Here is a 22,015-nt window from a genome sequence, read left to right as displayed (position 1 = left end):
TTCATGCAACTCAATCAGTTATCATGCAGCCCAACCCGTTAGCCTCACAGGAAGCGCTACCTCGTCGGCGGGTAGCCTTTCTGCTGCTGCCAGGTTTTTCATTATTAACCCACGCCAGCGCGTTGGAACCGCTGCAAATGGCTAACCAACTAAGTGGGAAAATGCTTTATCAGACCGTCACGCTTAGCCTTAATGATGAGCCCGTGCGAAGTAGCGCCCAGCTTTCGCTAATAGCTCAGCACGAGCTAAGTACTGCCTTAGGCCCACTAGACCTGCTATTAATATGCGCACCCACGCCATTGCCCTATACACTGCCCGCGAAGTTGAATGAGTGGTTGAGAGGGCACCAGGGGCGCGGCGTGGCGCTAGGTGGGTTGGCCGGGGGCACTGAGGTATTGGCGCGCTGTGGGTTGCTTGAAGGCTATCGTGCAACGCTGCCCTGGCAGCGTTTTGAGGCTTTTTCTCAAGCCTATCCGCAAGTGACGCTTTCTCAACAGCTGTTTGAAATTGATCGCGACAGGCTGACCTGCGCGGGCGGTACTGCGGCCATGGATTTGATGCTCACGCTGATTGGCCAGCACCACGGTGCCCGCTTGGCTGAGCAGGTATCGGAGCAATTTGTCTGCGACCGTATTCGCTTGGCAGATGAACGCCAACACGTGCCGCTGCGCAGTCGCCTGGGCCACGCGCCACAAAGCCTGGTGGATGCCGTAACGTTGATGGAAGCCAATATTGAGGAGCCGCTCTCGACCCTGGAGCTTGCCGAGCATCTAGGCATTTCTCGGCGTCAGTTGGAGCGGCTGTTTAAAAAGTATCTGCAGGCGGTACCTAGTCGCTACTACCTGGATTTACGCTTACAAGAGGCGCGCAAACAGCTGCGCGATAGTGACCGGCCGGTAGGCGATATTGCGTTTGCTACGGGGTTTTCCTCTGGCGCCCACTTCTCTACCGCCTACCGGCACCATTTCGGCATGACACCGCGGGAAGAGCGCCTGGGTTAGAAAAGGATTAGGTTAACGTATCCACAATGCCGCCTTCCACGCGCAGTGCCGCCCCGGTGGTGGCGCTGGCTTGGGGAGAGGCAGCGTAGACGCTCATGCTCGCGACCTCTTCGGGTGTCGCCAAGCGCTGGATAATAGAAGAGGGTCTGTTTTCTTTAACAAAGCGTTCTTCCATCTCTTGTTGTGAAATACCCTCTTTTTTCGCCATTTCCCCAATCATCTTGAGCACGCCTTCTGAACGGGTCGGCCCAGGTAGAATGGCATTTACGGTGACCTGGGTGCCGCTGAGCACTTTGGCCAGCCCGCGAGAGACGGAGAGCAGCGCCGATTTGGTCATGCCGTAATGCACCATCTCGCTGGGGATGTTGATCCCCGACTCGCTGGAGACAAACTGTATGCGGCCCCAGTCACGCTCGCGCATGCCCTGAGCGTAGTGGCGGGAAAGGCGTACGGCGCTCATCACATTGACATCAAAAAATTGTTGCCAGGTAGCGTCATCTACATCGAAAAAGTCCTGGGGCGCAAAAATACCCACGTTATTGATCAGGATATCTGCGCTGGGTTGCTTTTCGATCAGCGTTTGGCAGCCTTCAACAGTACCGAGATCAGCCGCCACGCCTTCCACCTTGGCATTGGGGGTAGCGTTTTTAAGCGCGGCGATGGCGTCGTCAACTCGCCCCTGGGTGCGTCCTGTCACGACCACGTTTGCGCCAGCATTGGCGAGTGCTTGAGCAATTGCAAAACCGATGCCTGCCGTCGAACCCGTGATAATGGCGTGTTTGCCGCTTAGATCAATCTGCATACGCTGGTCTCCTCTCATCCTGAGTGTCGGTGCTCATCACTATGCAACGCAGCTCAGCGAATAATCGCATAGCTTGCTAATAAGTATGGGGCTCTTTTAGAGTTCTTCAAGGCGGTTGAGTAGTACGCCAAGACGCCGCTATTCATAATTTGCCGTCCCATTGCTGAAAGCACTGGGGCTCTTTGCCGCCTTATACTGTTGTTACTACTTTCCTCCACTGGAGCTAGCGTCCCATGAGCCATACCCCAAGCCGTCAAGATTACGACCACTACATGACGCCCAACTACTCACCGCAGCAGGTTATTCCCGTGCGTGGTGAAGGTAGCCGCTTGTGGGATCAACAGGGGCGTGAATATATCGATTTTGCCGGGGGCATCGCGGTTAACTCTCTTGGCCATTGCCATCCGGTACTGGTCAATGCGCTCAAGGAGCAGGGCGAGAAGCTGTGGCACCTCTCCAACGTATATACCAACGAGCCAGCGCTGAATTTGGCCAAGGCGCTGGTCGAGCGCACCTTCGCCGACAAGGTGTTCTTATGCTCCTCCGGCGGTGAAGCCAACGAAGCTGCGCTTAAGCTTGCTCGCCGCTGGGCGGTGGATAATCACGGTGAGCACAAAGATAAAATCATCTCGTTCTATCAATCATTCCACGGTCGTACCTTCTTCACCGTCAGCGTGGGTGGCCAGCCTAAGTACTCCCAGGGTTTTGGCCCGGTGCCGGGCGGTATTCTCCACGCCGACTACAACGACCTCGATAGTGTGCGTAAGCTGGTCGGCGACGACACCTGCGCGATTATGGTTGAACCCATGCAGGGCGAGGGCGGTATCGTGCCCGGCACGCAAGAATTTCTCCAAGGGCTGCGCGATCTCTGCGACGAGCACAATGCGCTGCTGATTTTTGATGAGGTGCAGACCGGCGTTGGCCGTAGCGGCGAACTCTACGCTTATAAGAACTACGGCATCACGCCGGACATTCTTACCAGCGCCAAATCCCTGGGCGGCGGTTTCCCCATTGGCGCCATGCTGGCAATCGACTCGGTGGCTAAATCGCTGGTTGTTGGCACCCACGGTTCTACTTACGGCGGCAATGCGCTGGCATCAGCCGTTGCCCTGGCGGCGGTTGAGTTTATCGATACCCCCGAGGTACTCGAAGGCGTTAAGCTTCGCCACGATCTGTTCCGCGAACACTTAGAAACCATTAACCGCAAGCACGGCGTGTTTAAAGAGATTCGCGGTATGGGCTTATTGATCGGTGCGCAAATGTCGGATGCCTATGAAGGCCGCGCCAAAGACATTCTGCCGCTGGCGATTGAAGAGGGCTTGATGGCGCTTATTGCCGGGCCGAACGTGCTGCGCATGGCGCCTTCTCTGGTCATTCCTGAAGCCGATATCGCCGAGGGCATGGCGCGCTTAGAGCGTGCGATTGAGCGGTTAGTTGCGGAAGCATGAGTGAGCAACAGGCTGCGTCAGTCGTGTTAACTGAAGAGGGGGCGTCGAGGATGCTGGTAGTTCGACCCGTTAAAGCGTCTGATCTCACGGCGCTTGAGCAATTAGCCGAGCATGCAGTACCTAAGCTTACCAACTTGCCTGCTAACCGTGAGCGGCTTCAGGAGCGCATTGCGCGCTCTCAAGACGCCTTTAATGGTGACGTCGAGTTTCCAGAAAACGAGCACTATACGTTTGTGCTGGCTGACGACTCACGCGAGGAAGTGCTGGGTACCGCCACCATTCGTGCCCAGGCGGGTGCCAATGAGGCCTACTACACCTACCGCCAGGAAACGCTGATTCACGCCTCGCAGCAGTTGAACGTACGTCGCGAGGTGCAGACGCTAGCGCTCTCCCATGAAGTGTCGGACGCTACCCTGCTGTGCGCTTTTTCGCTTAACCCGCGCTATAAAGGCACTAGCGCGGAGAGCCTACTGCGCCGGGCGCGGCTGATGTTTATCGCCCAGTACCCGGAGCGCTTTTCGCGCATTCTGGCGGTGGCGTTTCCCGGCTACCTGGATGCCCGCAATGAGTCACCGTTCTGGGAGAGCGTAGGGCGGCACTTTTTCGCCCGCAGCTTCCAGGATATGAATCATATTGCCGGTGTACGCTCGAAAAGTTTTATCGCCGAAGTCATGCCCCAGTTCCCGCTTTATCTGCCGCTGCTAACGCCTCAGGCGCGGGCGGCGATCGGCCGGGAACACCCAGCCCACGAAGAGGCGCTGGAAGAGATGCTGGCGGAGGGCTTTGTGCGCTCTCGCCATGTGGATATTTTCGACGCCGGGCCGATCGTCAAAGCCGAGCGCGAACGGTTGGAAACCTTCTGCAGTGCTGCCTGGCACCCGGTACGCATTCGCCCTGAACACGCTTTGCCGGATGCTGAACCCGCGCTGGTTGCCAATCAAAAGCTTGGCGAGTTTCGTTGCATCGTCGCTCGCTACGCGCTGTCACCCACGGGCCAGCTGATGCTCTCAGCGGAGCATGCCGAGCGGTTGGGCGTTACGGAAGGGCGAGCGGTGCTCGCCGCGCCGCTAGCGCTCCCCAGCGTGGTAGACGCGCTCGATGAAGGAGAAATGTAATGCGCATTCGACCCATTGCCCGTGATGATTTGGATGGGCTTCAGGCGCTTGCGCAGCAGGCAGGGGTTGGTTTTACCTCGCTGCCGGATAACCGCGAGTTTCTAGCCGGTAAGATTGAAGCGGCTGCCAGTGCCTTTGAAGAGCGCACCCCGGTGGATGACCGGCTTTATTTCTTTGTACTAGAGGATGAAGTCAGCGGTGAGCTGGCGGGCTGCTGCGCCATTGAGGGGCAGGTTGGCCGTGAAGTGCCGTTCTACAACTACCGGCTGGGCACGTTGGCCCACTCCTCGGTTCAGCTGGATCTGCACCGCACCATCGATACGCTGTTTTTAAGCTCCGACCATACCGGTGACGCCGAAGTGTGCTCGCTGTTTCTGCGACCGGAATACCGCGGCGAAGCCAACAAACATTTGCGCAACGGCGCGCTGCTCTCCAAAGCACGCTGGCTGTTTATTGCCCAGTTTCGCGACCGTTTCCCCGATAAAGTATTAGCGGAAATGCGCGGTGTGTTCGATGAAAACAACACCAGTCCTTTCTGGGAGAGCCTGGGCAAACACTTCTTCCCTATGGATTTTAGCGAAGCTGACCGCCTAACCGGCCTGGGGCAGAAGAGCTTTATCGGCGAGCTGATGCCCAAGTTCCCTATTTACACCACCTTTATGGCCGAAGAGGCGCGGGCCTGTATTGGTCAGGTGCATCGTCATACCCGCCCGGCGCTGGAGATGCTGAAGAAAGAGGGGCTGCGCTGGGAAGGCTATATCGATATTTTCGACGGTGGCCCCACGGTGGAGGCGTACATTGACGACGTGCGTGCCATTCGCAACTCACGGCTTTGCCAGGTGGAAGTATCTGCCGGGGCAAGCGAAGAGAGCGTCAGCCGCTGGCTGGCCGCCACCACCCAGATGCTGCACTTTACCGCCAGTTGGGTAGGCCGCGGGCCAACTGATGACAACACCATCGTGCTAAGCGAACAAGAAGCGAAGCGCTTAGGCGTTGCCACCGGCGATTCCCTACGGCTACTCGAGACCTAAGGAACCTCTGATTAATGTGATGAGCGCAGGCCAGACAAGGCAAAAATCAACGAAAAAAGGATCGGATTCGCGTGCGAATTTACGGGTGTAAATGAGCATTTTGATCGGACTCGCGCACGAGGCGATTTTTAACGCAGTATGGCCAAGCGCAATAGTTAATCAGAGGTTGCCTAGGCGATGTTTACAGGAGAGTTTTTTATGCACGCCCAACAGCAGCAACTGATCAATGGCGCCTGGGTCGCAGGCGACGCAGAGCCGTTGAGCAAGCACGATCCCGTTTCTGGCAAGTCGCTATGGCAAGCAGCGACGGCTAGCTCAGAACAGGTTATGGCCGCTGTGAAAGCCGCCCGCGGAGCCTTCCCCGGCTGGGCGCGCACACCCTTTGCCGAGCGCCAGGCGCTTGTCGAGCGTTTTGCCGAGGTGCTGAAAGCACGCGGTGAAGACCTGGCAGTGGCGATTGCTTGTGAAACCGGCAAACCGCTCTGGGAAGCACGTACCGAAGCGGGTGCGATGGTGGGTAAGATCGGGCTCTCTGTTAAGGCGTATAACGAACGCACCGGTGAACGGGAAAAAGTGGTGGGCAGTGCAAATGCGGTGCTGCGCCATCGTCCTCATGGCGTGATGGCGGTGTTTGGCCCTTACAACTTCCCTGGCCACCTGCCCAACGGCCATATGGTGCCTGCGTTATTGGCGGGCAACTGTGTGGTCTTCAAGCCCAGCGACCAAACCCCGCTGACGGCAGATTTAACGCTGCAGTGCTGGCTGGAAGCTGGGCTTCCCGCAGGCGTTATCAATCTGGTGCAGGGCGGTGTGCCGGTGGGCCAAGCGCTGGCAGGTAACCCCGATATTGATGGCCTGCTGTTTACCGGTAGTGCCAAAGTGGGCGGTATGCTGCACCAGCAGTTTGCCGGACAGTTGGATAAAATTCTGGCGCTGGAACTAGGCGGCAATAACCCCCTGGTAGTGAAGGATATCGACGACGAGCGGGCAGCGGTGCTAACCATTCTGCAGTCGGCGTATCTCTCCGGTGGCCAGCGCTGCACCTGCGCGCGGCGATTAATGGTGCCGGAAGGGGCCGTCGGTGATCGCTTGATCGATGCGCTTTCAGAGGCGATCACCAAGCTACACGTGGCAGGGCAGTTCGAGGAAAATCCTGCGCCGTTCTATGGCGGTTTGGTCAGCGTAGCGGCGGCGGATAGCCTGCTGAAAGCCCAAGAAGAGTTGGAAACCATGGGCGGCACGGTGATCAATCGTATGAAGCGCCTGGAAGAGAACACCAGCCTGTTAAGTCCCGCGCTGATTGATGTGACCGGTCTTGATGTGCCGGACGAGGAGCACTTTGGCCCGCTGCTGAAAATCCACCGCTATCGCGATTGGGATGAAGCGCTTGAGCTTGCCAATAACACCCGCTACGGGCTCTCCGCCGGTTTAATCGGCGGCGATCGAGCCGATTGGGACGACTTCCTGCTGCGTATTCGCGCCGGAATCGTCAACTGGAATCGCCAAACCACCGGCGCCTCCGGCGATGCACCTTTTGGTGGTGTGGGTGACAGCGGCAATCACCGTCCCAGTGCTTTTTATGCGGCAGACTACTGCGCCTACCCGGTGGCCTCCATGGAAGCTGACAGCCTGGAGATGCCCGAGACCCTGCCGCCGGGAGTGAGTCTATGAGTGCCGCCGATATCAGTAGCGTCAGGGAAGTCAATTTTGACGGCCTGGTCGGCCCAACCCACAACTACTCTGGGTTGGCCGTGGGCAACGTCGCTTCCATGAGCCACGGCGGCCTGGTCTCCAACCCCAAAGAGGGCGCGCTGCAGGGGCTGCTTAAGATGAAGTCGCTGATGGACGCGGGCTACGCCCAGGGCGTTCTGCCGCCCCAACAGCGCCCGGATATTGGCGCACTGCGCGATTTAGGTTTTAGTGGTAGCAACAGTGAAGTATTGGCCCGCGCCGCTCGTGAGGCCCCACAGTTACTGCGGGCAGTGTGCTCGGCTTCGAGTATGTGGACAGCTAACGCGGGGACTATTACCCCCAGCATCGACGCATCAGATCACCGGGTACACTTCACGCCAGCCAATCTGCAATCCAGCTTTCACCGCTATTTAGAGCCGCAAACCACTGGCCGCGTGCTGCAGGCGATCTTCCGTGACGAACAGCACTTCGCCCACCATCCGGTGCTGCCCGCTACCCCAGCCTTTTCCGATGAAGGTGCGGCCAATCACACCCGTCTATGCGGTGAGCACGGCGAGCCTGGCGTTCATCTATTTGTGTATGGCCGCCAAGCGTTTGGCGGCGAGCGTGAGCCAACACGATTCCCCGCCAGGCAAACCCTGGAAGCCAGTCAGGCTGTAGCCCGCCAGCACGGGCTAACGGAAGCGCAAACCGTATTCGCCCAGCAGCACCCGGACGCCATCGACGCGGGCGTCTTCCATAATGACGTTATTGCGGTGGGCAACGGCCCCGTGCTGCTCTACCACGAAATGGCGTTTCTGGATGAAGAGGGCACGCTGGACGAGCTTCGCGCCAAAATGGCCAGCCCGCTGATACCGGTGCGCGTGCCCTTGGAAGCGGTAAGCATGGAGGATGCGGTAGCCTCGTATCTATTTAATTCGCAGCTGCTCTCCAACCCGGATGGCACCATGACCCTAGTAGTACCCGGCGAATGCCAGGAGCGAGAGGCGGTATGGCGCACTATTCAAGATCACTTACTGGCGGGCAGTAACCCGATTAGCGAAGTGGTCGTCAAAGACGTCAAGCAGAGCATGCGCAACGGCGGCGGCCCCGCCTGCCTGCGCCTGCGCGTGGTGCTAACGGACGAAGAACGTGCAGCGCTCACCGGCCGCGTGCTACTCACCGATGCTTTGTACACTGATCTTACCGCGTGGGTGAATCGCCACTATCGCGACCGGCTGGCCCCGGATGATCTCGCTGACCCACAGCTCGCGGAAGAGTCCCTCACGGCGCTGGATGAGTTAACCCAGTTGTTAAAGATTGGGGCTGTTTACCCGTTTCAGTTAGGGTAGAAGGTTAAGCTAGAAACCAAAACGCCCAAGGCTATGCCTTGATTCTAAGGTCTGGTAATAGCAGTCATCATCGGCGATGCTGGCTTTTATCCATCCATTGCCTTCAAGTGGACGCCATGCAAGGTGGCAACCACAATGGTTATATTATGGGGCGTAATTTCGGATAATATCGAACTTATGAGGTGGCTATGAACACATCGAGATTACATGACCTTCCAGTGGAGGAGCGTCTTCACTTGGTCGAAGAGCTCTGGGACAGTATCGCGGCCGACCAAAGTGCGCTTCACCTCTCTGAGGCGCAGCGGTATGAACTAGATCGCCGCTTGGAGGCTTACGAACTCGACCGTGATCCGGGCCGCCCCGCAGAAGATGTTGTCGCAGACATTCGCAAGCGGTTATGAGCCATCGTGTCTATATCCGTCCCGAAGCGGGGCAAGATCTTGAAGATGCAGCCGCTTGGTATACCCAGCAAAGACCTGGATTGGGGCAGGCGTTCCTTGATGAAGTTGTTAAATCCTTTGAGCAAATCGCCGAGGAGCCAAGACTTTATCCAATTGTGCACCGGGACACGCGCCGTGCACTTATTAGTCGCTTTCCTTTCGGCGTTTTCTACCGTATCGAAGTCGATTTTATTGTCATAGTGGCGGTTATGCACGGTAGCCGTGACCCTCAACGTTGGAAGCAGCGGACATAATGAGGCGCTGCAGTTGACTGCTCTTCGAACAGTCATCTCATCCCCACCTTGGGCCGAAGCAGTGCAAAGCCAATCGGGTCTGCCCCACGAAAATCTCAGCCTAAACCTCTTAGTCGTGCCCCTTGCAGGAGTATCCAAGGGTGCTATGATTTGTGTTAACTATTAACACAAGGTTGGGTCATGCCTAAATCATCTTCCAGAACAACGAGCGTCACTATCGGTGCACCACTAGACGACTTTGTCGGGAAATTGATCGCGTCTGGTCGTTACGGCTCAACCAGTGAAGTCGTGCGTTCGGCCTTAAGGCTGCTTGAACGCCAGGAAAATCAAGCGGCTGCGTTGAGAAGTGCTGTTGAAGCCGGTGAGCGGAGCGGGGAGAGCAATTTGTCTTTGCACGATATAGCCGCCCAGGTAAAACAGAAACACGATGTATAAGCTGTCCAACCTGGCGGCAGAAGATTTCGCCTCCATCTACGAATATACCCTGCTTAACTTCGGCGCTCTCCAAGCCGATGCTTACACTGATAACCTTGAGAGCACCTTTCGTCTTCTGTCTGGTTCTCCGCTAATGGGTTATGAATGCCCAGAAATCGCCGATGGGATACGCCGGCATGATCACCAAAGACATGTCATTTTTTACCGGCAACGCGAGCAATATATTTTTGTCATCAGGATACTCCATCAGCAGATGGAACCGCTGAAACATGTTTTTGAACTATGACTGTGAGCATAAAAAGTCTGATAGCATCTTAACGACTGAGTCCTGTCTTAGAGACATCGTGCTCTCAGGAGGTCGCATTGGGACATGCATGTTGACCTTAACGATAGGAATGCTGTTTTCCATGCCGATCAGAACACATGCAGATGGTTTGAATTTCGAGGCGTTGGTTTCAGGGCAGAGCGCTGTGAGCCCCTTAGCATCGCTACAGCGCTTTGAAGCTCGCGATGGAACAGCACTGGCGTATCGGCATTATCCCAGTGAATCGTCTACTGCACTTATTGTTCTTCATGGGTCAGGAACGGACAGCAAATATTTGGCCACCTTTGCCCAGGCGTTAGCTGAAGCAGGCGCTGCCGCTGTGTATACGCCTGATGTGCGGGGCCATGGGCCTTCTTCGCAACGGCGCGGTGATATCGACTATATCGGTCAGCTTGAGGATGATCTGGCTGATTTTATTGGGCATATCAAAGCGGAAAATTCAGCACTATCCAGCATAGTGGTGGGTGGGCATTCGTCAGGCGGAGGTCTTGCGGTGCGCTTTGCTGGTGGGGAGTACGGGCACCTTGCCTCTGCATATCTCTTGTTGGCCCCCTACCTTGGGCATGATGCCCCTACCGTGCGTAATAACTCGGGGGGATGGGCCGAGCCGAGTGTGGCTAAAATTATTGCGCTATCTCTTCTCAACAGGCTTGGCGTAAAAGGCTTGAATGGCACGACCGTGCTGCGGTTTAACTTACCTTCTGAGTACCGGGATGGGTCGGAGACACTGGCTTATTCCTATCGGCTGATGACGGGGTTTAATCCCGCTAACTACCGGGATGACCTTCGTTCTATCAATGTGCCGAGCCTATTCCTGACCGGCGCCGAGGATGAGGCCTTTTTCGCAGATCGTTTTGAGTCTACCGTTCGACCGCATGTCCCTGACGCCGATATCGTCACTGTCCCCGACACATCGCACTTGGGGCTGTTAGTGAATGAAGAGAGCATTGAATTAGTGCGACAGTGGCTTCAAGGGCGATAAGTGTGCTGCTGTCGGCTTTGGTTTCACCCAGGGTGGAAAACCGCCAAACTTGAACATCAACTGCATGCGGAGCGGCCCCGAAAAGCCTTGCTGGCGGCCTCTAAAGACAGCTTTTCTTAGCCGGTTCATGGGCGGTAGTGACCATAAAGACTTACTCCTTCACTGTAGCCACCACTCCGGCCATATCACTCACTTCTAAACCATCCTCCCGGATGAGTTTTGTTTCAACACGCAGGCCATCCTGTGTTTGTAGTTGAAGGCGAAGGGGTGTGTTGCCCGGCTCTAAATGCTCTCCGCCCCACTCGCGAAGGGCGATAACCACGGGAAGCAGTGCGCGACCTTTCTCGGTCAGGGTATAGCCTTTGCGGGCTCGTTGCCCTGAATCACGATACTCATAGCGTTCCAAGATACCTTCTCGCACCAATCTGGCGAGGCGATTGGACAATACCGAGCGAGTAATGCCCAAATCTTCCCTAATTTGGTCGAAGCGCTCAGCGCCACATATGACCTCTCGTAGTATCAGCAGCGTCCACATATCTCCAACAACCCGGATCGCCTTGGCCAGCGAGCATTCGGAAACGGGAACTCGGGTGTGGGAAGTGGATGCTTCGGCTTGATTTTTCATATGCACATGATAGCAAAGTTTGAAAATAGGACTAAGCGAGGCTAGTCTGAGTCTTTATTAAATACTCAGGTGGCCGATATGTCACAAACTGATTTTTTCCCCGAGCGCGACTATTCAGCGTTCAAAGCTGATCTTCTCACCCTCGCTGCGCTTGCTTTGGTACCGGCTATAGGACTAGGAATTGCCCGATTTTCTTATGCACTGCTGCTACCCTCCATGCGCGCAGGGCTCGGGTGGAGCTATGCCGATGCGGGTTGGATGACCTCGGTTAATGCAGCAGGATATCTTATTGCCGCGCTACTTTCGGCTCGCGCTATTGGGTTTGTTGGAGCCAATCGAGTGATGCGAGTCGGGGTTGCCGCGTGTGTGATCGCGCTGATCATGATGGGTGTATTTCGTCACACGGTATTGCTCAACGTATCCTGGTTTTTGGCTGGGTTTGGCGGCGCTAGCGCTTTTGTGGCGGGTGGGGTGATTGCCGCTCAAGTATCCCAGCGTCATCCGGCGCGGGCGTCTTTTCTACTCGGTATCTTCTATGCAGGGCCTGGTCTAGGCATCGTTCTTTCGGGGCTAGGCGTGCCTTGGGTGTTGGGGCAATGGGGCGCGATGGCATGGTCGGCTGCTTGGTTAGTGCTGGCGGCCATAGCAGTAGTGCTGGCGCTCGGCGTGATGAGGGGGATTCGCGTCAAACTACAGCGTCGAGATCAGGAATATACGTCAGCACCATTAGGTTCCATGGGATGGATGCTGGTGGGCTATAGTTTTTTTGGGGCTGGCTATATTACATATATGACGTTCATGATCGCTTGGATACAGGCTCATGGTGAGAGTGCTGCTTTTCAATCACTATTTTGGGTCGCGCTGGGCTTGGCTGTTGCACTGTTTCCTTGGCTTTGGACGGGCGTGCTGAAGAATCAGCGACATGGCCGTGCCTTTGCGATACTTAATGGAGTGACCTTGGTCGGTGCTGTATTACCGCTCATATCAAGTGCCTGGCCTGTTCTACTGGCGTCGGCAGCAATATTTGGTTGCGCCTTCTTTGCTGTTGTGGCGTCTACCACCGCTTTCGTGCGACGCAACTGTGATGCTTCGGCATGGGCTTCGGGGATTGGGGCCATGACGGTTGCCTTCAGTATTGGCCAGACCTTGGGGCCAACGCTAAGTGGTTGGCTGAATGATCTTACCGGGGGCCTATCGGTGGGGTTATTAACCTCAGCCGTTTTTTTAGTCGCCGCAGCGTTGGTAGGTTTATTGCAAACAGATTCCAGAGCAACCAATGCGATGTCGGCCTCTCCCTGAGATAGCAGCGAATAAATGCTGTTATTAGATGCGGTGAGTATTTCGTGCCAAACTTTGAATATATCCAGCCATAAGCGAGACGTAGGTTGTTGAATCATAATGGCTATTTTAAGAAGGGTCGATGCAAGGGAGATTAATGATTTGAGAAAAGTATTAATCAGCGCCTGCCTGTTGGGAAAAAAGGTTCGCTACGATGGTGGCGCCCTTGCGGTGGCTGATCAGATCGTTGAGCGGTGGCGTTCGGAAGGTCGGATCGTGTCTGTCTGCCCTGAAGTTGAGGCGGGAATGAGTACTCCCAGACCACCCGCAGAGATTTTTAAAGGTAGTGGTGAGGGCGTATTAAACGGCGAGGTCGATGTTATCGAAAAAGGCGGAGCCAAGGTAACCAATGACTTTTTAGCGGGTGCCTCTATTGCTTTGAACTTGTGCCGTAAATTCGATATCAGCGTCGCAATACTTGCTGAATTCAGCCCTTCTTGTGGAAGCTCTGCTATTAATGATGGCGGTTTCTCGGGTAAAAAAGTACCCGGTATGGGAGTAACCGCTGCACTGCTCCGTGAGCATGGCGTTCAAGTGTTTAGTCAGTATGAAATTGCGGCAGCCAATAACGCGCTTATTGGAGAAATTGTCTGAACGCAGCTATAGGATGGAAGATATGTCGCCTATTATTCGGCCTACTGACGACAAGGCGTTCGCGGAAAACATCATTATTCAGAATATGTCAGCCTACTACAACCAGCTTGATATGCGCTGGGATACCGCCCTGTTTGCTAAACAGTGGGGGGAGTTGGACAGCTACGAGTTAATCATAAGCGCGTCACGAGTGGGTCTGCTATGCATCAATCACGATGAAAATGCCTACTATATTCGCGAACTACAAATTGATCAGAAGTGGCAGCGTCAAGGCGTAGGTACAGCGGCAATCCGCTACACGGAGGAAATTGCTAAACAAGCAGGCATTCACTTACTTCGGTTACGTGTATTTTGTATCAACCCTGCAAGCGCTTTGTACGAGCGAATGGGATTTCACGTGCGTAAAACCGAGGGCGGGATTCACTATATGGAGCGGCGAATTCTCTAACCAGTTCAAGGGGGGAAGATGAGGTTGCGCCGGTTTTGACGCTAAAACCTTCCGACGCATGCTTGATTATTTGCAGCTAGATAGCGGTCAAGTTTTCGATTTAATACCCTACGGTAAAGGCTTTCTGGATATGTTGAGGCGTCTCGGCTTCGTCAAGCATCGCAACCGCGAAATCCTCCATTGAAATACGCGATTCTCCGTTATTGTCCGCGACCAGGGTATCGGTGCCTAAACGATACCGCCCCGTTCGCTCTCCAGGCATCAGCATGGCGGCAGGAGAGAAGTAAGTCCACGCTGTGCTGGTTTCACCCAGGCAGAGCTCATATTGCGCTTGGCAAGCCTTGGCAATTTCTAGCGCAGAGGCAGGAAGGAAATCGGGGGCTGTTAAGACCGTATCCCCGCTGCGACCGGGGATCAGCAATCGTGCGGCTCCACCCACCAACAGCACGCGCTGACCTGGTAGTGCACCTTCCAATAGCGAGCGAGTTAGGGCTACCAACGTCGCTTCTTTTCCATCGGGTGGGCGAACGGCGCTGATAAGCAAATCTTGGCCCTGAATAACATCAGCTAGCTGATGCGACTCTGCTATATCCGCGACGCAGCGATTTGCTTCAGGGGGCAGTTTGCTAATTTGATTATCAGTTCTCACCACAGCGGTTACCTGATGACCACGGGCTAATGCTTCTCTCATAATGCGCGTGCCAACGTCGCCAGCGGCACCCAATATTGCAATCTTCATAATATCTCTCTCTTGGGTTAATTAGTTAAGTTGTGTGGCTTTGCCAATATTAAGCAGTGCAATACCGGCACCAATTAACAGGGTGCCTAGCAGTAAGCCCTCGGGGGCGGCTTCTCCCTGCAACACTATGGCGACCGGAACGCCTACCACGGCGCCAACGGAACCCAGCAGGCTTAGAAACACTGGGCCGCCACTTTTCTGTAGCAGGAAGAGCAGTAAGAACTGGCCTGCGAAGACCATTGCCTGGAGTGTAATTAGCAAGAACGGTAGGGAGCGTTCTGTCGGAACGTTCAGTGAGAAGCCCGGCAGAAACCCCACACTGAGTAGAATGATGGCCGCGGCGATAAGCATCCCCGGCGCCAGCGCATCGCTGGAGACGCCTTCTGGCCAGCGCAAGGTTCTGTAAAGATTGCCGATGGCCAGCAGTACGGGGCCGATTAAGGCAAGGAAAATCCAGAGATAATTGGCATCTGGCGCGGAAAGCTTATGGAAAGCCAGGGTGACGGCCCCCGCCAGGGCTGATATTACCCCCGCTGCACGTAACACCTGAAACCGTTCCATTTTTAACGCTAATGCGCCGACGTAGGTGAGTAGCGGCGGCAGGGTGATGATTAATGCCACGAACCCAGCACCCACATGGGGGATGGCTGAGAAAAAAAGCAGGTTGGCACCCGCTACGCCCAGTAGACCTGAAATAGCGTAATACTCAACGGTGCGAAAGTTTACCGGCGGTAGATTGCCGCGGAAGGCCGCGAGAACCAAGAGAATAAGCGCCGCTCCTGAAATTGACCAAAACAGAAAAGCGAGCGCTGATAGCTGAATATCACCGGCTAGTTTTGCCAAATTAGTCGATAGCCCCAGCAAGGCTCCACCGGATAACAGATACACCAGAGGGGCAAGCCAAACTCTTGTGCGTGAGTGGGTGCGGGTAGTGCTTAACGATGTCATTGGCGATGTTCTCATAGGTACCGTTTCGAAAGTATCTTGATATCAAGTTATGTGTGATTAATCTTGACGTCAAGATAATTAGGCGCAAAATATGCTTATGGATCATGTAGACAACATTCTCAAACAGTGGCGGCAGGAGAGGCCCGACCTTGATGTTGCGCCGATGGGTACCATCGGGCGGGTCAAACGGCTGAACCACGCTTTAATGCGCGCAATGGAGAAGACCTGGGCGAAATACGGTCTAACTGACGCGAGCTTTGACGTTCTGGCAACTCTTCGTCGTGAGGGGGAGCCTTACGCTCTATCGCCGGGGGATTTGATGGCATCCACCATGGTGACTTCGGGCACCATGACCCACCGCATCAATCAATTGGAAAAGGCGGGGTTGATCGAGCGGGTCAAAAACCCCGACGATGGTCGTGGTTTTCTCATCTCTCTTTCTCAACGTGGATTCGAGTTAATCGATGAAGCCGTTGCTGCCCATGTGGAAACCCAGGCACAGCTGGTGAGCGCCCTGACTGAAGATCAACGAGCGCAACTCGATGAGCTGCTTAAACAGTTCTTAGCGGGATTGGAACAAGAGTGATGTGTGTCGCAGCGGCAACTTAGCCACTATTGAGAAGAGTCACGCCTAGACTTTGTTCCATCTCGCTTAAACACCTGGAGACGTTGGTATGGCTAATACGCCGCGCTCGGCTGGCGCCGGATAGCGACCCCTCTTCTGCAATTGCTAGATCGTCCCACCTTACTTGTTGTTCATTCATGCAAACTGAGTTGTCATTTTTCGCGAATGTTTGAGCGTATTTGAACAGGCTAGTCTGTCGTTGAACCAATCAATAGGGGAAGCGCAGAATGAATGTGTTGATCGTCTTGGCTCATCCTGAACGCAAATCGTTTAATGGCGGCCTAGTGGATGTAGCGGTAAAACAACTGGTGGACGAAGGACATACCGTCGACGTGGATGATCTCTATGCTGAGCAGTTTGATCCGGTGGAGCGCGCTGAGCACTATCCGTATCGCGCCGTGGTGTCGGACTACTTCTATCCCCTTAATGAGCAGCGGGCTCACTACGAGAAAAACACATTACCGCAGGGTGTCCAGCGGGAGTTGGCGCGGTTGGAGTGGGCTGACCTAGTGATCTTCCAGTTCCCTTTGTGGTGGCACGCCCAGCCTGCCATTTTGAAAGGCTGGTTTGATCGGGTGCTGGTGTATGGCGGGCGCTATACAAGCCGCATGCGTTACGATCATGGCTACTATCGCGGAAAGCAGACAATGCTGTCAGTCACCACAGGCTCGCCAGAGAAGGCGTTTCAGCCCTTTGGCCGCGCTGGCAATATGGTGCACTGGCTGTGGCCCATGCACGCATCTTTGTACTACGTTGGCTTTAACGTGCTGGCGCCTCAGGTGAGCTACGGCATTCAGGGCGGTGGTATTCGCTATCAAGAAGAGGCCGACATCATTGGTCACCTAGAGACCTGCAAAGCGGCCTGGGTCTCTCGTCTGAAGAACTTGGATAGTGAACTACCCATCCCCTTGACCGGATGGGATGACTGGGACGATGACGGCGTTTTACGCCAAACCAACCCGTTGAGATGGCGGCTAGGCTGAGCTCGTGTAGACTCTTACTGTCTATAAAACAGATCAGCAAAAGGCCCAGTCAGCGCCATGACCACCTCTAACCACCGTTTTTCCGATGCTGAGCGGCGTGGCCTTTACCGCGCCATACACGAGCGGCGCGATGTGCGTTCGCAGTTTTTGCCCGACCGAATCCCCTCGGATGTGTTGGCCCGCCTTTTGGAAGCAGCACATCACGCGCCTTCTGTGGGATTTATGCAGCCCTGGGATTTCATCGTGATTGAAAGTCGTAGCGTCAGGGAGACGGTGTTGGCGATGTTCGAGCAAGAGAACCAGAAGGCCGCCGAGCGCTTTGAAGGCGAACGTAAAGAGCATTACCGGAGCCTTAAGCTGCAAGGTATTATGGAGAGCCCACTTAATCTCTGTATTACCTGCGACCGCAGCAGGGGCGGCCCCCATGTGCTGGGGCGTAACAGCATTGTGGATACCGATCTTTTCAGTACTTGTCTCGCTGTGCAAAATCTCTGGTTGGCTGCGCGGGTAGAAGGTATTGGCGTTGGTTGGGTAAGTATTCTTGACCAAGAGCAGCTAAGCACGGCGTTGAATCTGCCTGAGCACGTTTATCCGCTGGCGTATCTCTGTCTTGGCTACGTGAGTGATTTTTTAGACCAGCCAGAACTTGAAGCCAAAGGCTGGCGCTCCCGCCTGCCATTAAGTGAACTGGTACATGGCGATCAGTGGGGGCAGGCGTTTGTCAGTGGCTTGTGAGAAAGTTTTTATAAGGGTGTCCAGCCCGCGGTACCCAGGTCATCTACTCTTTGCTTGCGGTGCTGGTTCTTGTCTTCGTACATGCGCTCGTCCGCCAGCGCAAAAACCTGTAGGGCAGGCACTTCGCTGGAGCTGGCGCATCCCAAACTCAAATGAAGCGCCAGTTCTTCACGTTCACCGTTAGCGGTATCGATAATGCAACGTTGCTCAGGCAAATTTTCTCTGATCACGTTGGCGACACGCTTAGCTGCCGTCAGATCGGCAGAGGGAAACAGAATGACGAATTCATCGCCACCGCAGCGTGCAAGTATGTCGCTGTCCCTGCAGTGAAGTTGCAGGTACTTGGCAACGCTAGAAATCAGTTGATCGCCTGCGACGTGACCATAATGGTCGTTCACTTCCTTGAGCCTGTCGACATCCATCATCAACACAGCAAAATCCAGGCTCGGTGTTTGCGCCTTGCCCTGAATACTCATTTGCAGTGCGGCTTCCAAGAAGCCTCGGTTATAAAGGCCGGTGAGTCCGTCACGCTCAGCCGTTTTTTTCAATTCCAAATGTAGCAATTTATTTTCGGTAGCGGCCGCCAGTTGGTCGGCAAAGAGGGAGAGTATTTGCTCTAAGCTGTCGTCTCGGTTAGGTGCTCTCATGATCAGCCAACCTTCGTACAAGCTTAGGCGACCCTCCATAGACATGACATATAGGCTCTCGCCTTCGTCTATTTTTGGCAGTGCGCCCGGCTGTACTCCTTGCCCGTTAACGTTGGTTAATAGACGCTTTAGGCGCTGTTCATCCTCTAGGCTTAGCCCCACAACAGCTGCGTAGCGTGTCACTTCAGAACGTTGCCGTTCTTGCACAAAAACAGCAAAGCCGTAGTCGGGAAAATGGGACTGAAGGTGTTTTAAGGAGTTATCCAGCAGGGTGTGTATATTGGTCGCACGATTTGCCACCGTTCCTAGATCCAGCAGGGCGTGAAAGACTCGGTTCTGAAACTTTATCTCGCCAATGCTGCGTCCAATCTGACGATTCTGACTGTACGTTACGCGGCCGATGGTTAGAAAATAGACGACCGCTCCCGCCCATTGGTAAATGTCTAAATTGTTGCTTACATAGGGTCGAAAATTGAAGCCTGTTAGGGCGCTTCCTATCAAGGCTGCGGTAGTGAAAAGTACGGCTGCAACTAGCATCTTGCGTACTCCGCCGACCACTAAATTGTTCATCAAACAGGCAAGCCCAATGGTGATCGTGGCTAAAACGTAAAAATCCAGCACGCTGCACCAAAAACCAAATAGCAGGCTGTCATAGAGTAGATTTCTGAATTCGGCACGCTTTGAGTTCTGGGCGTTTGCAGCAAGCGCATAGGCAACGCCGGGCCATAGCAGCAGCAAAATCCCAGGCAGAATAAGTGTCCAGCCGCTGCCTTCTATTACTGCGATCCATACGGTTAGTCCGAAGGTATGGCAAAAGGCAAAAATTCGCGGGGCAATGGTCGCCATTGCAAGACGATGTGTGCGTCTTAATGAATGTTGCATTCGTGAGTCTGTATTCAAAGTTATTTGATTAACAGACTAGCACCTAAGAGGCTAAGAAGCCTTATCCTAAAATCAGGCGAATAGCGCCTTCATTATCTCCCAGCTTTTAGACTGTTTCAGGGCGTATCTGTTGGATATGGTGAAGCGCTCTCACAACTTGCTAGTAAATGGTTGGCGTGTTCGCGAAGCGCCTCTTTGAGGCCATCGGGTTTGAGGATGGTAAATTGAAAAGGGAGCTGTGCCAGCCAATAGGCAAACCACTCGAAGCTGTCGGTTCGGGTGTTGAGCAGTACTCCACCTTCAACCTCCTCGAACGATCCTGTACAGAAAAATCGGTTCTCAAAGTCAGCGGACACGGCATGATCGATGTGTAGTACCAGTGATACTTCATAAGTTGGGCCCCAGGACATGAGGCTTTCGCTCAAAAACTCGGCTGCATCGAAGTGGGCGGGGCGTATGAAGGTATCGGTGAGTTGGTGAACGCCGCTGATACGATCCAACCGAAATGAGCGCATGGCTGCCCTCAAATGGCAAAAACCGACGATATACCACCGACCTTGTTGGAAGACTAGCCCGTAAGGGTCGATCTGACGCTCAACTGGATCATGCTGTGGGGAGTGGTAGGTAAGCCCCACGGTTCGCATGGCCTCTGTGGCTTTAGTCAGCGTCTCAAGGGCGCGGTCATCACGGCTGGGTTCACGCCGGGGTAAGATCACCTGAGTGGTCTCACTGATACCGCGAACACGGCTTTTTAAATTCGCAGGCATCACTCGCTCGAGCTTCGCTTGTACGCTGGCAATGGCGGGCGCTGCGTTCGTCAGTCCCAGTTGGCTGGCGGCCACTAAGCCTAGAGAAACGGCGAACGTCTCTTCGTCGGTAAACATCATGGGTGGCAGCTTGAAGCCAGCCACCAATCGGTAGCCACCGTAGCGCCCTTGCTCGGTCACTATCGGCACGCCTATATCTTCCAGCGCTGTAATGTAACGCCGTATAGTGCGTCGATCCACGCCCAGGCGTTCAGCCAACTCTGCTCCGCCCATCTGGCCATTAGCCTGCAGCAACTCAAGCACCGTAAGTATGCGTGTTGTGGGGCCTGCCATTACCGTCTTCCTCTTGAAGCCGTTTTAAAATCTTGCAGAAACATGCATTGTTGCTTTTATTTAGGACGGATTCTCACCTATTAACAAACTAATCTGATCTGGCAGTACCTTATGTCACCGAAAAATTGACTGAAAAAGGAGCCTAATATGTCAGAGCTAACGTTTTACACTCACCCTATGTCTCGCGGGCGTGTTGTGCGCTGGATGCTGGAAGAGGTAGGCATAGCCTACTCGGTAAAGGCGATGGAGTATGGTTCAGAGATGAAAGCCGAGGACTACTTGGCCATCAACCCCATGGGCAAGGTGCCTGCCATCAAACATGGCAACACTGTGGTGACGGAAGTAGCGGCTATCTGCGCGTACCTGGCAGATCAGTTTCCAGATAAAAAACTGTCACCGCCCCCGCAATCTTCCGACCGTGGTGTTTATTATCGCTGGCTGTTTTTTATGGCAGGCCCGTTCGAAATGGCCACCAGCGCCATGACTTATGATTGGAAAATCGACAGCAGCAACGCACAGGCCGTCGGCTGTGGCCAAGTGGAAGACAGTATCAATACGCTTGAAAAAGCACTCAGTGAAAACGCTTATATCTGCGGCGATCAGTTTACTGCCGCAGATATATTGGTTAGTAGTTATCTCTGGTGGGAAACGATGCAGAAGAACATCCCGCCCAACGAGGTGTTCAAGCAGTACATTGAGCGTATGGAAAGCAGGCCAGCAGCCAAGCGGGCCAATGAGCTGGACGATGAACTGGCTAAGCAAATGAAGCCTTTGTCCGTTTAATGGCTTAAGTGCATTGCCGCTTTTGTATTAAGTTGGCAATTGCTTTCAAGGTAGATGAACTCTATCTGGTTGCAGTTTTTCGACAGATAATAGTGGTGAAGCCTCTGGCTGGCGGCGTGTGCGGAAGGTATCGGCGCTGGCCAGTCTACCCATATATCGCTACTGTATTCGCTTGTGCTAAATAAGATAAGGCGCCATTTATGCGAAGCGATATCACCCTCCAGCGGTTAAGAGCTGAAGACCCTAATGCTGAAGTCGTCGCAGGTTGGACATTCTCCGCCTGGGGCCATTTGCATCCTGGGCTCACACTAGAACAAGCCATTGAGCGCACTAAAGCCAAATGTGGCCAGGCTGGCGTGCCTTCCATTTTTGTGGCGATACAAAACGAAACCCCTGTTGGTACCGCTAGCCTCATTGCCGATGACATGAGCACACGCCGCGAACTTACCCCCTGGCTTGCCTCCGTATTTGTCGTACCCGAATGGCGGGGGCAGGGCATTGCCTCTGCCTTGGTACGCCGAGTGGAAGCCGAAGCAACTGCGGGTGGTTTTGGTCGCTTATATCTCTATACCCCTGATCAGCAGGCTCTGTATCGACGGCTGGGATGGCAGGGTGAGGAAAACATTGAGTATCGGAGAGAGCACGTTACGGTAATGGCGAGGCAGTTAGACCAGTGATGAACAGAAACCCCGTGTGTAAAGTGAGGGGTTAG

26 protein-coding genes are annotated in these 22,015 nt (G+C 54.4%); 19 read left to right on the top strand and 7 right to left on the bottom strand.

Features of this window, described 5'->3' with window-relative positions:
• Positions 1 to 23: 23 nt before the first annotated feature.
• Positions 24 to 1,001, top strand: coding sequence for a GlxA family transcriptional regulator (locus SR894_RS14265; RefSeq protein ID WP_208862628.1), 978 nt, complete (start codon positions 24 to 26; stop codon positions 999 to 1,001).
• 7 nt (positions 1,002 to 1,008) lie between these two features.
• Here the strand turns inward: SR894_RS14265 and SR894_RS14260 are convergent, their stop codons facing one another.
• Positions 1,009 to 1,803 carry an SDR family NAD(P)-dependent oxidoreductase gene (locus tag SR894_RS14260; RefSeq protein WP_133730022.1) on the bottom strand — a complete coding sequence of 265 codons (795 nt, stop codon included), beginning with the start codon at positions 1,801 to 1,803 and terminating at the stop codon, positions 1,009 to 1,011.
• A 233-nt stretch (positions 1,804 to 2,036) separates the two neighbouring features.
• On the opposite strand from SR894_RS14260, the gene SR894_RS14255 reads away from it, so the two are divergent.
• From SR894_RS14255 to SR894_RS14210, 10 genes are all read left to right on the top strand, one after another.
• On the top strand, positions 2,037 to 3,251 hold the full coding sequence (locus tag SR894_RS14255) for an aspartate aminotransferase family protein (RefSeq protein ID WP_133730023.1): 1,215 nt from the start codon (positions 2,037 to 2,039) through the stop codon (positions 3,249 to 3,251).
• A 50-nt stretch (positions 3,252 to 3,301) separates the two neighbouring features.
• Positions 3,302 to 4,366 (top strand): arginine N-succinyltransferase, encoded by a 1,065-nt coding sequence (locus SR894_RS14250; protein WP_133730223.1) that lies wholly within the window; start codon positions 3,302 to 3,304, stop codon positions 4,364 to 4,366.
• A complete protein-coding gene (gene astA, locus SR894_RS14245; protein WP_133730024.1) occupies positions 4,366 to 5,397 on the top strand; it encodes an arginine N-succinyltransferase in 1,032 nt (343 codons plus the stop codon). The genes SR894_RS14250 and astA overlap by 1 nt, the downstream gene beginning before the upstream one ends.
• 198 nt (positions 5,398 to 5,595) lie before the next feature.
• Entirely contained in the window at positions 5,596 to 7,068 is a 1,473-nt protein-coding gene (gene astD / locus SR894_RS14240; protein ID WP_133730025.1) for a succinylglutamate-semialdehyde dehydrogenase, read from the top strand.
• Positions 7,065 to 8,420, top strand: a complete 1,356-nt coding sequence (astB, locus tag SR894_RS14235) for an N-succinylarginine dihydrolase (protein ID WP_133730026.1) — start codon at positions 7,065 to 7,067, stop codon at positions 8,418 to 8,420. Before astD ends, astB begins: the two co-directional genes overlap by 4 nt.
• A gap of 188 nt (positions 8,421 to 8,608) precedes the next feature.
• Positions 8,609 to 8,821, top strand: a complete 213-nt coding sequence (locus SR894_RS14230) for an addiction module protein (RefSeq protein ID WP_133730027.1) — start codon at positions 8,609 to 8,611, stop codon at positions 8,819 to 8,821.
• Positions 8,818 to 9,114, top strand: a complete 297-nt coding sequence (locus SR894_RS14225; protein ID WP_133730028.1) for a type II toxin-antitoxin system RelE/ParE family toxin — start codon at positions 8,818 to 8,820, stop codon at positions 9,112 to 9,114. Before SR894_RS14230 ends, SR894_RS14225 begins: the two co-directional genes overlap by 4 nt.
• A gap of 180 nt (positions 9,115 to 9,294) precedes the next feature.
• Entirely contained in the window at positions 9,295 to 9,549 is a 255-nt protein-coding gene (locus tag SR894_RS14220; protein ID WP_133730029.1) for a type II toxin-antitoxin system ParD family antitoxin, read from the top strand.
• Positions 9,542 to 9,835, top strand: coding sequence for a type II toxin-antitoxin system RelE/ParE family toxin (locus SR894_RS14215; RefSeq protein ID WP_133730030.1), 294 nt, complete (start codon positions 9,542 to 9,544; stop codon positions 9,833 to 9,835). Before SR894_RS14220 ends, SR894_RS14215 begins: the two co-directional genes overlap by 8 nt.
• A gap of 121 nt (positions 9,836 to 9,956) precedes the next feature.
• Positions 9,957 to 10,856, top strand: coding sequence for an alpha/beta fold hydrolase (locus SR894_RS14210; protein ID WP_208862629.1), 900 nt, complete (start codon positions 9,957 to 9,959; stop codon positions 10,854 to 10,856).
• A gap of 151 nt (positions 10,857 to 11,007) precedes the next feature.
• Here SR894_RS14210 and SR894_RS14205 read toward each other — a convergent pair whose 3' ends face one another.
• Complete coding sequence (locus SR894_RS14205; protein WP_133730031.1) at positions 11,008 to 11,481, bottom strand: winged helix-turn-helix transcriptional regulator; 474 nt, start codon at positions 11,479 to 11,481, stop codon at positions 11,008 to 11,010.
• 78 nt (positions 11,482 to 11,559) lie between these two features.
• Between SR894_RS14205 and SR894_RS14200 the strand changes: the two genes are divergently transcribed.
• The 3 genes from SR894_RS14200 (at position 11,560) to SR894_RS14190 (ending at position 13,861) form a co-directional block, all read left to right on the top strand.
• On the top strand, positions 11,560 to 12,780 hold the full coding sequence (locus SR894_RS14200; RefSeq protein ID WP_133730032.1) for a YbfB/YjiJ family MFS transporter: 1,221 nt from the start codon (positions 11,560 to 11,562) through the stop codon (positions 12,778 to 12,780).
• Positions 12,781 to 12,879: 99 nt separating this feature from the next.
• Positions 12,880 to 13,413, top strand: a complete 534-nt coding sequence (locus SR894_RS14195) for a 2-thiouracil desulfurase family protein (RefSeq protein ID WP_133730033.1) — start codon at positions 12,880 to 12,882, stop codon at positions 13,411 to 13,413.
• A gap of 22 nt (positions 13,414 to 13,435) precedes the next feature.
• Positions 13,436 to 13,861 (top strand): GNAT family N-acetyltransferase, encoded by a 426-nt coding sequence (locus SR894_RS14190; RefSeq protein WP_133730034.1) that lies wholly within the window; start codon positions 13,436 to 13,438, stop codon positions 13,859 to 13,861.
• Positions 13,862 to 13,961: 100 nt separating this feature from the next.
• On the opposite strand, the gene SR894_RS14185 is transcribed toward SR894_RS14190, so the two are convergent.
• Together SR894_RS14185 and SR894_RS14180 are read right to left on the bottom strand one after the other, a co-directional pair.
• Complete coding sequence (locus SR894_RS14185; protein WP_133730035.1) at positions 13,962 to 14,600, bottom strand: NAD(P)-dependent oxidoreductase; 639 nt, start codon at positions 14,598 to 14,600, stop codon at positions 13,962 to 13,964.
• Positions 14,601 to 14,621: 21 nt separating this feature from the next.
• A complete protein-coding gene (locus tag SR894_RS14180; RefSeq protein ID WP_133730036.1) occupies positions 14,622 to 15,548 on the bottom strand; it encodes a DMT family transporter in 927 nt (308 codons plus the stop codon).
• Between the two features lie 97 nt (positions 15,549 to 15,645).
• Here SR894_RS14180 and SR894_RS14175 point away from each other — a divergent pair, with 97 nt between their 5' ends.
• The gene (locus tag SR894_RS14175; RefSeq protein WP_133730225.1) at positions 15,646 to 16,134 is read left to right on the top strand and encodes a MarR family winged helix-turn-helix transcriptional regulator; all 489 of its coding nucleotides are present in this window, start codon (positions 15,646 to 15,648) and stop codon (positions 16,132 to 16,134) included.
• 19 nt (positions 16,135 to 16,153) lie between these two features.
• Here the strand turns inward: SR894_RS14175 and SR894_RS14170 are convergent, their stop codons facing one another.
• Positions 16,154 to 16,312: a LysR family transcriptional regulator gene (locus SR894_RS14170; RefSeq protein WP_133730037.1), complete on the bottom strand. Its 159-nt coding sequence runs from the start codon at positions 16,310 to 16,312 to the stop codon at positions 16,154 to 16,156.
• 88 nt (positions 16,313 to 16,400) lie between these two features.
• On the opposite strand from SR894_RS14170, the gene SR894_RS14165 reads away from it, so the two are divergent.
• A complete protein-coding gene (locus SR894_RS14165) occupies positions 16,401 to 17,156 on the top strand; it encodes an NAD(P)H-dependent oxidoreductase (RefSeq protein WP_133730038.1) in 756 nt (251 codons plus the stop codon).
• A 57-nt stretch (positions 17,157 to 17,213) separates the two neighbouring features.
• Positions 17,214 to 17,891, top strand: a complete 678-nt coding sequence (gene bluB, locus SR894_RS14160; protein WP_133730039.1) for a 5,6-dimethylbenzimidazole synthase — start codon at positions 17,214 to 17,216, stop codon at positions 17,889 to 17,891.
• Between the two features lie 8 nt (positions 17,892 to 17,899).
• Here the strand turns inward: bluB and SR894_RS14155 are convergent, their stop codons facing one another.
• Together SR894_RS14155 and SR894_RS14150 are read right to left on the bottom strand one after the other, a co-directional pair.
• Positions 17,900 to 19,420: a sensor domain-containing diguanylate cyclase gene (locus SR894_RS14155; protein WP_244286467.1), complete on the bottom strand. Its 1,521-nt coding sequence runs from the start codon at positions 19,418 to 19,420 to the stop codon at positions 17,900 to 17,902.
• 116 nt (positions 19,421 to 19,536) lie between these two features.
• Entirely contained in the window at positions 19,537 to 20,520 is a 984-nt protein-coding gene (locus SR894_RS14150) for a helix-turn-helix transcriptional regulator (protein ID WP_133730040.1), read from the bottom strand.
• Between the two features lie 147 nt (positions 20,521 to 20,667).
• Here SR894_RS14150 and SR894_RS14145 point away from each other — a divergent pair, with 147 nt between their 5' ends.
• Both SR894_RS14145 and SR894_RS14140 read left to right on the top strand, forming a co-directional pair.
• Positions 20,668 to 21,303 carry a glutathione S-transferase family protein gene (locus SR894_RS14145; RefSeq protein ID WP_133730041.1) on the top strand — a complete coding sequence of 212 codons (636 nt, stop codon included), beginning with the start codon at positions 20,668 to 20,670 and terminating at the stop codon, positions 21,301 to 21,303.
• 200 nt (positions 21,304 to 21,503) lie between these two features.
• Positions 21,504 to 21,980: a GNAT family N-acetyltransferase gene (locus SR894_RS14140; protein WP_133730042.1), complete on the top strand. Its 477-nt coding sequence runs from the start codon at positions 21,504 to 21,506 to the stop codon at positions 21,978 to 21,980.
• The last annotated feature ends 35 nt before the right edge of the window (positions 21,981 to 22,015 follow it).

Source organism: Vreelandella neptunia (genome assembly GCF_034479615.1).
In the GTDB taxonomy this organism is placed as follows: Bacteria; Pseudomonadota; Gammaproteobacteria; order Pseudomonadales; family Halomonadaceae; genus Vreelandella; species Vreelandella neptunia.
This window is presented reverse-complemented; position numbering and strand designations above follow the sequence as displayed.